Annotated in this window: 18 protein-coding genes and 1 pseudogene; 5 read left to right on the plus strand and 14 right to left on the minus strand. The window is 43.4% G+C overall.

The annotated features are described in order from the left end of the window. Positions 1 to 5: 5 nt before the first annotated feature. The 12 genes from FEK46_RS18230 to FEK46_RS18280 form a co-directional block, all read right to left on the minus strand. A complete protein-coding gene (locus FEK46_RS18230; RefSeq protein WP_138194723.1) occupies positions 6 to 560 on the minus strand; it encodes a hypothetical protein in 555 nt (184 codons plus the stop codon). Further along, positions 544 to 1,344 (minus strand): TrbG/VirB9 family P-type conjugative transfer protein, encoded by an 801-nt coding sequence (locus tag FEK46_RS18235; protein ID WP_138194725.1) that lies wholly within the window; start codon positions 1,342 to 1,344, stop codon positions 544 to 546. Before FEK46_RS18235 ends, FEK46_RS18230 begins: the two co-directional genes overlap by 17 nt. 2 nt (positions 1,345 to 1,346) lie before the next feature. After that, positions 1,347 to 2,123, minus strand: coding sequence for a type IV secretion system protein (locus FEK46_RS18240; RefSeq protein ID WP_171021374.1), 777 nt, complete (start codon positions 2,121 to 2,123; stop codon positions 1,347 to 1,349). A gap of 151 nt (positions 2,124 to 2,274) precedes the next feature. Next, a complete protein-coding gene (locus FEK46_RS18245) occupies positions 2,275 to 3,078 on the minus strand; it encodes a type IV secretion system protein (protein WP_138194729.1) in 804 nt (267 codons plus the stop codon). 136 nt (positions 3,079 to 3,214) lie between these two features. Next, positions 3,215 to 3,607: a hypothetical protein gene (locus FEK46_RS18250; protein WP_138194731.1), complete on the minus strand. Its 393-nt coding sequence runs from the start codon at positions 3,605 to 3,607 to the stop codon at positions 3,215 to 3,217. A gap of 86 nt (positions 3,608 to 3,693) precedes the next feature. Next, positions 3,694 to 4,356, minus strand: coding sequence for a type IV secretion system protein (locus FEK46_RS18255; RefSeq protein ID WP_138194733.1), 663 nt, complete (start codon positions 4,354 to 4,356; stop codon positions 3,694 to 3,696). Further along, a complete protein-coding gene (locus FEK46_RS18260) occupies positions 4,346 to 6,769 on the minus strand; it encodes a VirB4 family type IV secretion system protein (RefSeq protein WP_138194735.1) in 2,424 nt (807 codons plus the stop codon). Before FEK46_RS18260 ends, FEK46_RS18255 begins: the two co-directional genes overlap by 11 nt. Beyond that, positions 6,696 to 7,091, minus strand: coding sequence for a hypothetical protein (locus tag FEK46_RS23435; protein ID WP_171021375.1), 396 nt, complete (start codon positions 7,089 to 7,091; stop codon positions 6,696 to 6,698). The genes FEK46_RS18260 and FEK46_RS23435 overlap by 74 nt, the downstream gene beginning before the upstream one ends. A gap of 20 nt (positions 7,092 to 7,111) precedes the next feature. Next, positions 7,112 to 7,444 (minus strand): TrbC/VirB2 family protein, encoded by a 333-nt coding sequence (locus FEK46_RS18265; RefSeq protein WP_138194737.1) that lies wholly within the window; start codon positions 7,442 to 7,444, stop codon positions 7,112 to 7,114. Beyond that, positions 7,431 to 8,087, minus strand: coding sequence for a lytic transglycosylase domain-containing protein (locus FEK46_RS18270; protein WP_138194739.1), 657 nt, complete (start codon positions 8,085 to 8,087; stop codon positions 7,431 to 7,433). Before FEK46_RS18270 ends, FEK46_RS18265 begins: the two co-directional genes overlap by 14 nt. Before the next feature lie 18 nt (positions 8,088 to 8,105). Further along, entirely contained in the window at positions 8,106 to 8,321 is a 216-nt protein-coding gene (locus FEK46_RS18275; protein WP_138194741.1) for a hypothetical protein, read from the minus strand. Positions 8,322 to 8,331: 10 nt separating this feature from the next. Continuing rightward, positions 8,332 to 8,790, minus strand: coding sequence for a transcription termination/antitermination NusG family protein (locus tag FEK46_RS18280; protein ID WP_138194743.1), 459 nt, complete (start codon positions 8,788 to 8,790; stop codon positions 8,332 to 8,334). 314 nt (positions 8,791 to 9,104) lie between these two features. On the opposite strand from FEK46_RS18280, the pseudogene FEK46_RS23780 reads away from it, so the two are divergent. Next, a pseudogene (locus FEK46_RS23780) lies at positions 9,105 to 9,350 on the plus strand (helix-turn-helix transcriptional regulator); the annotation flags it as partial. A 396-nt stretch (positions 9,351 to 9,746) separates the two neighbouring features. Here the strand turns inward: FEK46_RS23780 and FEK46_RS24000 are convergent. After that, complete coding sequence (locus FEK46_RS24000) at positions 9,747 to 9,878, minus strand: hypothetical protein (protein WP_346763849.1); 132 nt, start codon at positions 9,876 to 9,878, stop codon at positions 9,747 to 9,749. A gap of 792 nt (positions 9,879 to 10,670) precedes the next feature. On the opposite strand from FEK46_RS24000, the gene FEK46_RS18300 reads away from it, so the two are divergent. From FEK46_RS18300 to FEK46_RS18320, 4 genes are all read left to right on the plus strand, one after another. After that, positions 10,671 to 10,922, plus strand: coding sequence for a type II toxin-antitoxin system Phd/YefM family antitoxin (locus FEK46_RS18300; RefSeq protein ID WP_138194747.1), 252 nt, complete (start codon positions 10,671 to 10,673; stop codon positions 10,920 to 10,922). Beyond that, positions 10,919 to 11,206, plus strand: coding sequence for a type II toxin-antitoxin system RelE/ParE family toxin (locus tag FEK46_RS18305; protein WP_138194749.1), 288 nt, complete (start codon positions 10,919 to 10,921; stop codon positions 11,204 to 11,206). Before FEK46_RS18300 ends, FEK46_RS18305 begins: the two co-directional genes overlap by 4 nt. A 41-nt stretch (positions 11,207 to 11,247) precedes the next feature. Continuing rightward, positions 11,248 to 11,457 carry a hypothetical protein gene (locus FEK46_RS18310; protein ID WP_138194751.1) on the plus strand — a complete coding sequence of 70 codons (210 nt, stop codon included), beginning with the start codon at positions 11,248 to 11,250 and terminating at the stop codon, positions 11,455 to 11,457. Positions 11,458 to 12,441: 984 nt separating this feature from the next. Beyond that, positions 12,442 to 13,182 carry a tyrosine-type recombinase/integrase gene (locus FEK46_RS18320; RefSeq protein WP_138194753.1) on the plus strand — a complete coding sequence of 247 codons (741 nt, stop codon included), beginning with the start codon at positions 12,442 to 12,444 and terminating at the stop codon, positions 13,180 to 13,182. 148 nt (positions 13,183 to 13,330) lie between these two features. Here FEK46_RS18320 and FEK46_RS18325 read toward each other — a convergent pair whose 3' ends face one another. Next, on the minus strand, positions 13,331 to 14,341 hold the full coding sequence (locus FEK46_RS18325; RefSeq protein ID WP_138194755.1) for a RepB family plasmid replication initiator protein: 1,011 nt from the start codon (positions 14,339 to 14,341) through the stop codon (positions 13,331 to 13,333). Between the last annotated feature and the right edge of the window lie 707 nt (positions 14,342 to 15,048).

The following is a 15,048-nucleotide window of genomic DNA, read 5'->3' on the forward strand; positions in this document are numbered from 1 at the left end:
CTGAATTACCGATCCACTACAGGTTCAGCATTAGCATAAGCGCTGATCCGCTGTTCATCCGGGTCACTCCCTCCCCGGCCCGCTGAAGAAGAGCCGCTACCACCACTCCCGCTATCCTGAACCAGTACACCGCCGGTCAGCTTACGCAAATACGCCGGGTCTGGCGGCGTGTCTGCCAGGACCGTATTTACGGCTGGCAAAACCGGTGTCTTTTGTTGCTCCTGTTTTTCCTGCTCCTTCTCTTTCTGTTCTTCTTCCTGCCGTTGTTTAATTATGAAGTCTCTTTTTTTCTGGATTTCATCATCCGTGATCGGCTTTGCATCCAGAGCAGCATCCGGTTTCACTTTTGATTCGTCTATTTCTTCATGTGTATTCACATTCATAGCGTTGTAAGCGGAGTAAAAAATAATGACAACTGCAAGGATAATGCTAATAACACCAACACCAATTATTAAAATTATTTTAGTTCTGGGTTTCTTATCTTTTTTAACACCCAACAGATTAAAATCACCTCGCGGTGTATTCACAGGGAAATCATCGATATCATTCTTTTCTGACATTTTTCGTCTCCCTTATTTCTCCTGTGGTTGTACCGTTATAATTATAAAACCCAGTATTATTCAAACTAGTTCTGACCGCCAGCACCAGTTTATTTAAACGTAATTTAAACATCGAACTTACGCTATGAATAACAAGAATATCGTTCACGTTATGGAAATTGACCAGTGCTTCAGTTCCATCAGGCAAAACACCATAAACAACAGGACGGGGGGCATTTGTCGGGAATCTCATACATGTGAACGTACCATTGTCCCAGACTTCTGACGGAGAGATAATCAGATCGCCTCTTTTCTCATAGCGTCTGTTCTCTCTCCCGGAACATGGATTCTGATTTAAATCCCGCCCCACAAAGGGGCTTTCTCCTGCTTTGGGTGGTTCAGGATAATTAAATCGTAGTAAATACGTGGATTGCGCGACGTCTTTAACCAACTTTAATTCGAAAACATAAGTCCGCCTGTTTGTATTAACGATAAAGTTTGTATCCGGCTCCTGATCTGTCTTTGCCTTTATCGCAACCATATCACCCGATTTGTTCGGACCAATATCCCAGGCACTGGGATCACCTGTTACCATAATGCCGTCATCTTTCCAGATTGTTTCTCCGGCCTCCAGCTTGATAGAAGAAGCTCTTCCAATGACCGTATTGATTCTGAAAACGTTATCCGGGGAGTAGGTCGCAGTCTGAATACGCTTATCGAGATGTGTTCCTTTGCCAACTGTTTCTGCATGAGTCACGGAAACAAGAGAGCCAAGGATACAAAACGCCAGCCATTTTTTTCGCATGGTCAATACCCCACCTCCTGACTTAACTGATATGATTTGACTGCAAACCCTCGCGGATTCATCCATTCATCCTTTTTAAATTTTGGCGGTTTACTGTAGTCATAACTTATCGTTGCCAGCCATGTTGTCGCAGGAATACTGTTATCTGGCTGACCGATATTATCAGTTACTGTTTTATTAAATCGTATTTGTATAGTTGATATTTTTCCATCATTACTCGTTACAGGATTGCTGACGTTACGAACAGTGACCCGCAACTGTTGCTTATCCGCCAGTTTCTCAAGGTATCCTTTTTTAGAGAGCTGGAAATTTTTATATTCAGTGAAAATATCGGGATAGGAACTCAGTTCAATAAATCTGGACCTGAAATCCTGACTGGAAATATCGTAACTTTCCCTGTTAAGAATGTACGTAACTGACCAGTATGCATCATCTGATTTAAAAACATTCTGGTCGGCGCCGGGCCGGACTATATCTGTAAATCCCGAATTATTATCGACACGAATAACATAGGGAACTACCGTTTTTAGTGGTGTGAGTAAAAGCACAGCACTGACCGACATAAAAGCCATCATACCAAAAAACACACTTAGTCTTTTTGCATTTTTGACTTTTTTCTTTTCTTCCTCCGCGACGTGTTTTTCAAACCACTGAGCAGCCTGAACATAAGCCTGTGTTGCCAGTGATATATTTCTCCCGTCTTCTGCTGAAGTGTTATTTTTATACTTCTCGATGTCATAATTCTCTTTAATAAGTTCATTTTTTCTTTTACCAAACATATCACTCTCCAGAAAAATTATTCGCATCGACCTTATTAACTTTTATCCAGTCGTCAATATGCACATTGTTCTTAACGGGTGAGCCACACCCGGATAAGAACAACAGACAAAATAACGACCACGAATATAAGTTAATCGGTGACAGAAAGAATCAGGCAGGTTTAATGCGATTTCTGAATGCTCCAGCCATTCGCGTAGCAGCACCCAACCCCGTCGGTCTAAGGAGCAATTTTTTCAAACCATGAACACCACTTGGCGAACCTCCCATTACTGATGCTGCATAATTTGGAATTTCTGTTGCAATTGCTGTAAACGCACCAAAGTAGAATAAAAGTGCAAACGCCCCGCCAAAAGACCCACTTAATAAACCGTGAGGATCATCTGTAATCACATAAGCATTCAGAAAATTTATTTCCAGCGTAATAGCCACTCCGAATATTATCTGAGTGAGCATAAATCCGCCTAATAAGGATACCCATCCCCAGAAATACTGTCTGGTCTGGTCAAATAAGCCAAATGCTATAAAAAGTGGCCCCACAACTAAGAAAAGAGCTGTAGCGAGCTTTAACGTCATTAACGTTGCCACACAAGTCAGAAGAAATGGGACTCCTCCAAGGAGCATCGCAATTAAAGTAACAACACCACCAATAATATCTGGCATTTCACTAGTTAATGGATTGAGCTTCATTGATTTTATGAACGCCCATACGCCATTTAAAAAACCGTTTATTAATGTATCAACTTGATTATTACCTACCCCACCACTTGATAATTGTGCCATAGCCCATGTTGGCATATCATTAACAAATGGCACAACGATATGCATATACCAACCGACATGAAAGGCGCTAAATATTATGAAAGATGACTTTATTGCATAAAATATTTCATCTTGAATAATCCCATTAAACCCTTTGAAATACCAAGCCATTGCATTAATTGTTTTATCTATCACAAAAAAATCCCAAAAAGGGAACCGACACCAGTCATTATTAAAGTGGTGCCGGTAGAAATTGTTCCTGATAAAGCAGCATCTATAGCTCGATATAGAGTATCAGCAATATTCAACTCTATAACCACACCCCCTCCTTTTATCCTTCCAGTTTTTTCATGAAATCATCATCTCGTTTCTTATCTTCCTCTCGCTCCTTCTCTCTCATCATAGAATCAACATTGTTAGTTCTTATTTTAGAATATACTTTACCCCCGTTATATAACCTTCCATCTTTAAAGGTAAGTGACGAGCCTGAATTATTAAGAGTGTCACCAGAAATAGACCAATCCGATTCTTTTACATCCCATTCACCTTGTTCCAGGGTCCGACTGATAATATGACAAGCTTTATCACAGTTAATTTCCAGTAAATATGGGATGCTTGATTCATTGGATGTCAATTTCCATACGCCAGAAAAATTTTTACTTTCATCTTTACATCCAGAAAGAGACATTACTGATAAAAAAACCACGGAAATAAATTTTTTCATACTCACCTCACATTTTAAATATGAGAATTATTTTAACTCGCAATCACTGAGCAATTCAATGAGAACTGAGTCCTGTAAACAATGAATTATGAATTACCTTCCAATTTATCCATAAATTCCTGAGCACGTTTCTTATCCTCAATCTTTTCCTTTTGATCCATCAGTAATTTCATATTTTGAAGCTGTATTTGCTGATTCTGTAGCTCCAGCTGTTCCTGCTGTAGCCTGAGTGCCAGTTCTTCACGCTGCTGTGGTGTTTGCACCGTGTTCAGCTTCTGCCTGAGCTGTTCCGCGTTCCTGATACGCTGTGACGCCGCATTGTAGGTATCTTCGAGTGCTCCAGCCTGCGACAGCAAATAATCAAATGCCTGTTGTATTTTGGGGTCGTTCGACGTCAGCCCGTAGCGACTTCGCAGTTCGGCCAAATTTTTGGTATCGGTGTAAACCTTGTTCCAGTCACTGAGAGGCAATACTTGATTCAGCGAGGGATCGTTCAGGAAATTACCCAACTGGTCATTTCCCGTTACTATGCTTTTATAGTGGTCATACTGGCTCCTAGCCTGCTCTATTGCCTCCTTCGCTTTGTTCAGTTGAGACAAAGCTTCATCTGCCTGCTGCCTGGCGTTAGCAGCCAGCTGTACAATATTTTCCACATTAATCGTTGGAATACCGATTGCAAGGGAGACTGCGGGTAAAAATCCAGCCCCTATCATAATAGCCAGCATTCCTGACCTGATTTTACTTTTCATCAATGATTCCTTTTTTTAATAAACTGACTCGCTGCATTTCATCAAGAAAAGCTGAAACCCATATTTTCGGATCATCTGTACCCAGCTTTTCCCTGATACTGGCTGCGACTTTGTTATTACCATCTTTACCAATTGTTGTTGATAAAAGGGGAAGCCAGTACTTCAAATCATCTGGCATATCAAACGATAACACCGTGGACTGCTGACCCTGCTTGATAAGAAACTCACGCGATGAAGGATTTAAATCAAATATAATATCGAACTCTTTACCTTCGATATTAAACTTCTTATATGCTTCAGCTTTCGCCTGGTCGTTCGCCAGCCAAATCTGGGTAACAACCTGCTGTATTACTGACGCCCCGTGTTTACAGTTACTGAGATCGTCTGGCTCCTGCGTATCCATCATGAGGATTTCGCCCCTTGTACGACCAGCCTTTAATATCTCCTTGATAGCGTCTGCGGTACTGTCGAAAGACAGTGGTATCCAGCACTCAGCGATAATATCCAACAACATATTTGCGGGCTGGGATTCGAGCATGAGCTTTTTCAGAAAAAACATATTACTGAGAAAAACTTCCATCATTTGCGGGTTTTTCTGGAAAAATGTTTTCTCCATAATCTCGGTACAGTCGAAAGCCAGTCTGCGATACTGCTTAGGATCAAACAAATTTACAGGTGCGTCACATACCCAGGCATAACGCCCTGTTGAGCCATCGGGGCAGACACGACACCATTTTTTCAGGCGAAAATGAAGGCAATTTTCATCTTCTGTTTCTGCTATATTCTGCAACAAAAGAGACATCCCCCTGTTTTCGACGACTGAATGCGCCAGTACAGCCTCCACAGAAGACTTTATTTGATTCTCTTCAGTATCAGAGCAAGCGCCAGCCATCGTATGAACCATATCGAAAAGCCGGGTCCGCAATTCCGGCGAATCCTCAAGCTGAAACAAATTAATGCCCGTCGAAACGCCTGGTTGTATCACAAAGTATTGTGTGGATAACGCCCTCAGCAGATTTTCGAATGAATGGTTGTAATCAAGACAAAAAACAAGCGGATCCCAGCGACTGGCAAATACCAGCAGTTCACCCTCAAGCGTTGTTTTTCCGGAACCCGTTTTTCCCACCGTCGATATATGTCCTGGCATACGCTCACCCGTATTATTTTTCCCGACAGGGCTGTTATGCGCATTAAAAAAATAGAGTGAATCATTTACTGACCGGAACGGCATCCACGCTTTACCGTCGCCGGGTGGATTGCCGTCAGCTTTACCGGCGGGTGACGCATGAAGTGAAAATCCACAGGCAAGATTCTCCGTCGATTTCGGCACCGGATACAGCGCAACAGTAGAACCAGGGAAAAGAGAATAGTACGTATCTTCGTTCGTCACCGTCGAGCGAATGAAGCGCGTGTCTTTTGCCGTGAAGATGGAGTCCATCATCGCGCCATTATCAATGGCTTTTTGTGCAGTTTCCCCGTAGACCATCAGCGCCGCGTGGTAACGACCAAAGAGCTTATCCCCCTGAGTGATATCCTGGACTGCATCATCCAGCGATTTCGTCTGCTTCGTTTCCCCTTCAGCTGAAGTCAGGTCCACAGCCTGTTTTGTGAAGTTGCTTTTCGACTTGTTGCGATCCTCAAACATGAAGGTCTGTACCAGTGAAAAATCAAACTGTTCTTCCAACGCTTCATCCCACATGCCGGGTACTGTTTTTGACGGGTAATCCCGGAGATCATAGGTTGTGGCGTATCTTACGCCGCCACAATTTGGTCTGTTCTCCACATAATCATAAGGTGCAAAGTTAGTAACGCTATCAATTACCGCATCACTGAGACGGGTGTCAGAAAGTAAAATATCCTGTTCGCGACCGTTAATAAGCAGAGAGACATAACGTCCCACCTGAGAGAAGACAGAACCGGCTGCATTCTCCTCTACCCCGAGAATGGAAGGCTCAAACGCCGCCAGCATTTTTTCCACCATAATCAGGATTTCATTCATCCGGCTGATACCTTCATCCAGATCACGGTATTTCAGGATAAAAGCCATCGAATAGCCCGTTTGCCTGTATCTCCCCTTACGGTAAGGTGCAGTATAGGTATCAACAAAATCCTGTAATACAGGCAAATCGATATGATAGTCAGCGCCCAGTGAAATTGATGATTTGGTTGTCCAGGTCTGGAGCATGAGATTCTTCCCTTCTTTTTTTCCGAGTGAGAGAAGAAATCGGTTTTCATTTTTAAACAGTTTATTTAACTCAGATGTTTCTTTTGTTGCATAGGAAACACCTTTAAATCGCACAATACTGATTAAACGTTGCCCGGAAACAGTGACCATATTTTCATGGACGTGATAATTCATCCACGGAACTCTTGTTTCCGGTGAGATACCTTTTCTGCGAAATTCGCCTGCCATAAAATTGATTCCATCGCGGGTTATACGGTGTAATTAAGAGAGAACGACCAAATATCATATTCCTTATGTAACGCCTCAGCATAAAGCGAAGGCGTGTAAGAAAACGACTGTCAGACTCACAAACAATTCTGACAACAACAAATAAAATCACAGGGACAATGATTGCAATTAAGCCAAACCAGCCAAAAAGCACACAACAAATACCGGTCAGCACTATGCCAGAGACAAATATCCCCAGAATAACAAACTGAGGAACCCCCTGATATGATGCCGTTCGCCCCATCGCGTTATAACTGTCAAATACATATTCATCCTCTTCCATAGAGAAAATTATCCCCTGATTCAGGCTGACGTTCCGAACACCTGCCACAACGCCGTAAAGAACACAACGGCCCCACCAATCCAGATAGCCATGCTCAAATCACCAATATAATCCCAGAACGTTTTATCGTGGTTTCCCGACATGCGAGATATAGCCAGCCGGATACCAGACACAATCACACAACAAAGAACAACAGTACCAGCAAGGGCGTAAAGGCCGATTTGGACATTCCGGGCGTACTGGTTTAATGTGTCCAGCCAGCCGGTGTCGCCTGCTGCCAGAGCATACGGTGAAAATGCCAGCATCAGTAATGCTGTCGCATAATGTCTTTTTAAACCGTTAACCTTTAACATCTGTTTCTTCCTCTTCATTTTTATCAGCGAGAACTGGTTTACTTTGCTTTTGTTGAAAATGTCTTGGATATTGCTGTAAAACATCCCATTCAGCATATGCGGGCCTTTCATGTGGTTCATATCGTGAAGCGGGGTCGCTCACAGCTGAATCATCCAGCGCCGGCACTTTAACCGCTGCTGAATTCGCAGTAATTATTCTTTCGACATAACTTGTACCGTTATTTTCCTTTTTAAATCCCCGGGTATAATTCCCGCTGTAATAACATGAGAATGATTTTTTTAATGCCTGCTGTTCTGACTCACTGTTTTTTAATGCGCGAGCGTAACAGTCTTTAAGTATATTGGCCCCCATTTTTAAATTCGTGCAGGGTGAAAAAAACAATTCAGCATGTTTGATATCGAAATACTGCCGGTTGATCTGTGCCAGACCGATACTGAAATTTGATTTGTTTTTTACAAGTTGTTTTACTGTAGTTAATGCTTTTTCTTTATTCTGAGGCTGGCGTTTGAGCGACTTTCCTACAACTCCTATTGCCCAGGGATTAAATCCGGACTCTGTTTTCACTATCCTGGATAACGTATCGGGGGCAATATCAGGAGCACATTGCATCGCCAGCGCCAAAAAAGCCGCTGTGGAGATCATAAACGTGCCTTTTCATGATTAATTATCGCTTTTATTGAGGATCTTCTCTTTAGCCTGTTCGCCAAAATTTTCTATCAGGTATCTGACGAAAGCAGAAGCAGCCATATTTTTCCGGCGGGCGTAACCAATATCAGTACACAGTTCTTCCAGTTTTTTTCGGGGTTCAGCAGCGATATAGACATTATTGGAATACGGACTTTCCGCTTTATCTCTATTTTCTGATTTAATTAACATTTTTGCTCCGTTAAATATGTATTGGTGATTCCAGCATCGAAAACAATATATTGATGCGAACAGCGGGTTCTTTTTCTGAAAAAATTTTTTCAATCTTCTCAAGAACATCGCCAGGAAGGTGAATATTTCCCCGAAAACGGTCGTGATGTACCTGTTTTAAAACTTCGATCTCAGCCTGAGAAATTGTTGCGATCTGGTTCCCGAATTTCACAAAATCCACTGCGCCGGGAATGCGTTTAATTGCGGTGGTATGAATGTATGAAGGATTAAAACGCACAAAAATATATCCTGGAAAAGCCGGAGAATTTATGATTCTGCTGGCATTTTTCTTATCGCTGCGTCGTTTACGTTGTAAAATCAACGGACAGCATGTTTTAAGACCGGCGTCGTTAAGGTTTTTTAGTATGGTTTTCCAGTAATTCTGATGGCAACGCAGAAGATACCAGGCATCAATAAAGGTGTCCTGCATAGAGGCCTCCGAAGGAGATAATATAATGAAAGGTAATAGCTAGCGCACAACTCCGTCCCCCTGAGCAGTAAAATAATTAGAATATTTAATATAATTAATCCCCTAAATTTGATGGGTGATTGATATTTCGTCAAATTGTTTTAATCGATCAATACTTTCGACATCGATCGATGTAAGCAATTAAACCTATCACACCGCTTCATTTTGCAATCCAGGTTAACATCTTAGGGGTTTAACATATCATTAATATTTCTATATAAAATAAGAATATTAATACATCTAAACTTCATCGACACCGATTGCGGAGGAACGACATGATTGGCAAGCGACTGAAGGCAGCCCGAACAGCGGCGCATATGACACAGACAGAACTCGCCAAACGCGCGGGCATTGACGAACTGACAGTAAGCAGGATTTCCCACTATGAGACAAATACACACAGTCCCAACTTCCAACAAGCTTGTCGGTTTGCAGAAGTTCTGGATGTTCCTGAATGCTATCTTTACTGTCGCGACGACGTATTAGCGACCCAGCTTCTGGCAATACACAAGAGGTACAAAAAATTCCGGTTCAATCCTTCCGAAATCAGCGAGCTGGAGAGAGCAGAAAAAGAACTAAAAATTGTCCTCGAAACAATATCATCACTCTTAAGCAAAAGGACTGATGTAATGATCGACGAGGAGTTGCCCTCTTCTTTAAAACCATAGCAAGATCCTTGTATAATTTCCTGAAATCAGTGTCCGGGGGATACTGACTAGTAGTGGTTGCCGTTTCAAGGGGTGGTACGGCAACTACTATGCTTCCTGTCAGGTAAAATTTAATAGCTTAAACTGGATCAGAACGTTCTATTTGATAGTGTTTATCTTTGTATTCATTAATAAGAAAACGTAGGCTCTATGGCGCGTAATGCGGTTTTATAGTCCTGCTCTGATTTAATTGGTTTAATCTGCATATGGTTACTCCAGCATTACGGTTTTTGTATCTATTTTGTCATATTCTTTATATATACCGGTGAATTCCCCTCCACTTCGCCGGGATGCAATGGAAATAATTAATCGATAGTCATTTACGTTAATATTAAAAACCACACATTTTTTAATAATACAGGCACTGTGGAATTATTCTTTAATTTCTGTCGAAGTTTTCCATTCTGTTCTGCGTCGGGATTCGCCATTCAGAAATTCCTCAGCATCCTGATAGCAATTATCTTTATGTAGTGATACATGTCCCATTTGGGAAGTAAAGTAACATCTTTTATCATGTATTGTGACTTTTATTAATTACATGGAAAAATGCAGCCAGGTGTGAAATTAAAAAAATGAGTCATTTCCCCCACAAAATTTTCCAGATTTCTCACAGCGACGCCTGGCGCAATCCGGGTTGCGGGCTACCATTCATTGCTCCCATATTTTCATTATTATCATCACAATAATGAATAAAAACTAATCATTTAAGTTTCTTTGACGAATGCTGCCTGATGCCTGCGATCTCTGTAAAATGTTACAGTTTCTATACTCGGGAAACGTTCTCAGACAGGAAATCATCTAAAAAGACATTATAAATCATTAAATTAAAAATTTTTCCGCTATACAAAAATCCATATAGCTGCAAGAATATTCCTGCAGAATATGATCAGGCACTCGGAAAAAATAGCCCACCATTTACATCCCGAAACCCCGGACACATAAATATAGTTTATGATTATCACTCGTCACTGGCAGTATCTGCCAGCGGGATGATTTCGGCTCCGCTTTAATTCCTCCGCACGACGCTGGACATTCAGGTGATTAAGTCCGGTTGAAAATAGCGGCAAAAGACTTGTTAACTGGTCTTTTATGGCGTAGATTAGAGACTGATTAAACAGTCTCTAAAGGTCGTCTATGCCCAACATCATTCTCAGTGACACTAGCGCCAGTGTCAGCGAACTCAAGAAAAACCCAATGGCCACTGTCAGTGCCGGTGATGGTTATCCGGTTGCTATTCTGAACCGCAACCAGCCTGCTTTTTACTGTGTTCCAGCAGAACTGTACGAAAAGATGCTTGATGCACTGGATGATCAGGAGCTTGTAAAGTTGGTAGCCGAGCGCAGTAATCAGCCCCTGCACGACGTGGATCTGGATAGCTATTTATGACTTATACGGTCAAATTCAGAGATGATGCGCTGAAAGAATGGCACAAACTTGACAAGGCCATACAGCAGCAATTTGCCAAGAAGCTAAAGAAGTGCATTGAAAATCCTCATATTCCTTCTGCAAAATTACGCGGGATAAAGGACTGCTACAAAATTAAACTACGGGCGTCTGGCTTTCGTCTGGTCTATCAGGTTATTGACGATCTATTAATTATTGCTGTTGTTGCGGTTGGGAAACGTGAACGTAGTGATGTTTATAAACTTGCCAGTGAAAGAATGAGGTAAAAAATGAGTGATCGCAAAAAGTTAAGTATCAGCACTTTAAATTGAAAGAAATTACAGAAAAGCGTCTTCTTAACCGACTAAAAATGAAAGAACAGGCAGAACAACCCTATGACTACGCAATGTTTCACGCGCAGGGTCAAGCCATACTGGATATGTGGCTCGAAATTGCGATAGTTGGGGAAGCGCCATCTGAGCAGATAGCCACTGATTTCGTATATTTCAAAAATCTTCTCGAACCTTCCCGTTGGTAAAAGCCGCCTGAGTGGCCTTTTACTACCACCACTAAATTCCCCACATGCCTGGACATTCCGGTTATTTAGCCTAATTCTGTTGGCTGTGAGAGATCGGACCTGGTATAGTCATTACACGATACCTGTTTGTTATCTGTCTAAAACGGCTGAGTTATGTTTAATACTGAATCTCCTCATGAAACCTTTTTATCGCCAGAAGTTTATTCTGTTTCACCGGACGTATTCAATCAGTTTTTTGGGGCCAGGCATCTGTAATGATTATTGGTGGATAATCCGGCCTTTAAGACTGGAGTGTGCGGCTCTCATGCGGCGAAAAATTACTTCATGGTAAATACTTCCATAACGAAAAAAGTTCAGTCCAGTTATCCCGGACTTGTTCACAGTTTCTGTGGATAATCAATATACAGTTCCATCACGTTAATATTACCACTATATGTGGTATTCATCATATTCCTTATCCGCTTCACTGGAAAACAGCATATTCGGTAATATATCCGGCGACTGAGTTCCGGAGAGCGTCATTTTTACAGCCGGACACGTAAAGCTTACGTAATAACAGGTGCGACAGTGACGGTGTCACATTTCTGATAACGGTATCACAGTACAGCGTTGCCACGCTCCTGCTGACGGACAGCGCCCATGAAAGTTTTGCGGGATTAAGCCGCCTCCGTGACAGCGACAGCACTGAAACCTGTAGCCGGGTTCTGTCCGGTCCTTTACTCTTTCGTTTCAGATCCAGTCTGTCCTGGCTTTACCCCAATTCTCCAAAAAGCGGCAAAACAGCCTTCATCCCGTGCCATGACTGGCTTCATCGCGAATTTACCCGGAAACATACCCCTTTACGCATTTGGTTTTTCCCACAATAATGTGTGATAAGCAAACAAAAGGATCCGCGCGCTGCGATTTATTGTCGTGGAAGGATCCCGGCGCTCAGGTCAGAATAGCTGTATCCATAAACAGTGTGTGCTACGTGAAAAATAACTCATGAACAATGTCATTCCCCTGCAGAACTCACCGGAACGCGTCTCCCTGTTACCCATTGCACCGGGGGTCGATTTTGCGACTGCTCTTTCCCTGAGAAGAATGGCCACCTCCACCGGCGCCACACCGGCCTATCTGCTGGCTCCGGAAGTCAGCGCACTCCTCTTCTACATGCCAGATCAACGCCATCACATGCTGTTTTCCACTCTCTGGAATACCGGTATGCGTATCGGGGAAGCCAGGATGCTGACACCAGAGTCGTTTGACCTGGATGGCCTGCGCCCCTTTGTGCGGGTGCTGTCTGAAAAGGTCCGGGCGCGGCGCGGGCGCCCGCCAAAAAATGAGGTCCGCCTGGTCCCGCTGACAGATATAAACTATGTCAGGCAGATGCAAAGCTGGATGGTGACCACCCGTCCACGACGGCGTGAACCATTATGGGCAGTGACCGATGAAACAATGCGGAACTGGCTGAAACAGGCAGTGAAGCGGGCCGGGGCTGACGGGGTACATTTTTCGATTCCGGTCACACCACACACCTTCCGGCACAGCTATATCATGCACATGCTCTATCACCGCCAGCCACGGAAAGTTATTCAGGCACTGGTCGGTCACAGGGATCCACGTTCGATGGAGGTTTATACCAGAGTGTTTGCACTTGATATGGCCGCCACGCTGGCAGTACCGTTTACCGGAGATGGCCGGGATGCAGCTGATATTCTGCGTTCACTCCCCCCTGGCAAGTGAAAGCGTCACGGCACACGGACTAATATTGACTGAGGAATGCAGTATCACATACCACAGTCAATACTGGTTCGGCAGAACTCTTGCGCACTGCATACCACAGTCAATAAAGAGAAAGTAACATACCTCAGAGAACATCTGCATACTGCAGTCAATTTTCTGGCTTCACACTGGTGAGCGCCTTAGCGAGTTTTTTCGGATCTATCCCTGCAGCTTTCAGCGCCTTAATGATTTCGTCATAGTTCTGCTCAGGTGCTTTTTCGCTCTCTTCTTTCCGTGGCACTTTCACTGTACTGCTGATGAGCTTAGGATTCCGGTAATGCACGCTGAAGTAAGTGGCCCGGCCACGTTTGAATTCGGTGTAATCCAGATAACCAATATCCCTGAGCTGCTCCATGGCCTTTCGCACGGTGTGATTCTGCGTGTAGACGCTGGACGTCAGATTGAGGCGATCGCGCATACGTTTCATGGAAATGGGGGCAGGATTCAGCGGAAGGCTTTCGATGTAGGTATACAGCGCCTGTGCTGATTCCTTACGTTGCAGTGCATCAATCGCTTTCAGGCGTAACAGTACCCGCCGGTCCATGTGATACAGTTCAAATAACTTGGGCTCAGCCTTGATCTCCACAACATCTTCGTTGATGTCGTAGAACGCAGACTGCACCAGGTGTGTCGTCCAGCCTTTTGTTTCACTCTGAAATTTAAGCGTCACGGAGGCCAGTTTAAATAACGAATTACTGATGCGATCGCGCATTTTCTTGTTGGAGCGGCGGGAATCAAACCCACACATTTTAATGAAGTCAACAAATGAGAGCTCAAGGGTGTCATTTTTCACGCCATACTCAGACATCGAGCGAATGATCCCGAGCCATACCTTGAAATCCGTATCCATGTCCAGACGCGAACCAGTGATCTTCACATCATTGTATCCCTCGCTCCGGGCTATCGACAGCTGTACGAGTTCATCAGTGGCATCTGTGACGTTTTTACGGTTGGTCTTGCGCCTGGAGGTCGACTTAAGCGTTGGAACAAACAATCCCAGCCGCATGAGCGCCACGGGTTGTACCGTACTGGCGCTGTTAACATCCAGCTTAACAATTTCTCCGGTTGTCTTATCAGTTTCCTGCAGATTAAGAGGTAATTCATTATTTTTATTAGTCATTTTTAATACCAACAGTTATCCACACAGGGAAGTCTATATACATGCCACAGTCAACGGAAACACATACCTCAGTAAATACCTTTGCATATTACAGTATTGAAAAAGGCATACAACAGTCAATTTTTTACCAACCACAGTCAATGGCATCAGCCTGTTACGGCAGGCAACACGCGGGCTGTAACAATCCGGGGATCTCTTTATGATCTTAATAAGATCTCTTAGGGATCAATTACTGGATCGCAGGTATGAATAACTCTTTAATAACCCCTGTTCGGTTAACTTAGCTATCAATCGTTAACCGAAGTCAGCTTTTCTCACGCAGGAATTGCCCGTAACACATACCAGCCTAGAGACAAAGGATCCCGGCCATGTTCAACGGATGCATGAATCATTTCAGTTGAGCGGCTTCAGAGAATCGCCTGACGACAACTTCTCCCCACAGGCTATCGCACTCCCCCTTCGCTAAAATAGCCCGTGTGCGCCGTTTATAGCGGCGTTCTCTGTATATCCACACTCCCCGACAGAAGAATTTACTCTGTGACCGACGGTTTAAGCGGATACTTACCCGGAGATTACGCCCGGCTGACCAAACGAATCTGCTGCAGACCTGAACATTTTTTCACTTTCAAATCCTAATTGACTATTGTTGTGTGGCTTTTGCTGACAGTCGTGGTGACGTTATGGAGGCAGTCCATTCCGTGGAGTTC

It is taken from the genome of Escherichia sp. E4736 (genome assembly GCF_005781225.1).
Lineage (GTDB): Bacteria > Pseudomonadota > Gammaproteobacteria > Enterobacterales > Enterobacteriaceae > Escherichia.

Coding starts and splice junctions, on each gene's coding strand:
- FEK46_RS18230 (WP_138194723.1), bottom strand. CDS start 560: ATGTCAGAAAAGAATGATATCGATGATTTCCCTGTGAATACACCGCGA.
- FEK46_RS18235 (WP_138194725.1), bottom strand. CDS start 1,344: ATGCGAAAAAAATGGCTGGCGTTTTGTATCCTTGGCTCTCTTGTTTCC.
- FEK46_RS18240 (WP_171021374.1), bottom strand. CDS start 2,123: ATGTTTGGTAAAAGAAAAAATGAACTTATTAAAGAGAATTATGACATC.
- FEK46_RS18250 (WP_138194731.1), bottom strand. CDS start 3,607: ATGAAAAAATTTATTTCCGTGGTTTTTTTATCAGTAATGTCTCTTTCT.
- FEK46_RS18255 (WP_138194733.1), bottom strand. CDS start 4,356: ATGAAAAGTAAAATCAGGTCAGGAATGCTGGCTATTATGATAGGGGCT.
- FEK46_RS18260 (WP_138194735.1), bottom strand. CDS start 6,769: ATGGCAGGCGAATTTCGCAGAAAAGGTATCTCACCGGAAACAAGAGTT.
- FEK46_RS23435 (WP_171021375.1), bottom strand. CDS start 7,091: ATGGAAGAGGATGAATATGTATTTGACAGTTATAACGCGATGGGGCGA.
- FEK46_RS18265 (WP_138194737.1), bottom strand. CDS start 7,444: ATGTTAAAGGTTAACGGTTTAAAAAGACATTATGCGACAGCATTACTG.
- FEK46_RS18270 (WP_138194739.1), bottom strand. CDS start 8,087: ATGATCTCCACAGCGGCTTTTTTGGCGCTGGCGATGCAATGTGCTCCT.
- FEK46_RS18275 (WP_138194741.1), bottom strand. CDS start 8,321: ATGTTAATTAAATCAGAAAATAGAGATAAAGCGGAAAGTCCGTATTCC.
- FEK46_RS18280 (WP_138194743.1), bottom strand. CDS start 8,790: ATGCAGGACACCTTTATTGATGCCTGGTATCTTCTGCGTTGCCATCAG.
- FEK46_RS18300 (WP_138194747.1), top strand. CDS start 10,671: ATGCCCAACATCATTCTCAGTGACACTAGCGCCAGTGTCAGCGAACTC.
- FEK46_RS18305 (WP_138194749.1), top strand. CDS start 10,919: ATGACTTATACGGTCAAATTCAGAGATGATGCGCTGAAAGAATGGCAC.
- FEK46_RS18320 (WP_138194753.1), top strand. CDS start 12,442: ATGAACAATGTCATTCCCCTGCAGAACTCACCGGAACGCGTCTCCCTG.
- FEK46_RS18325 (WP_138194755.1), bottom strand. CDS start 14,341: ATGACTAATAAAAATAATGAATTACCTCTTAATCTGCAGGAAACTGAT.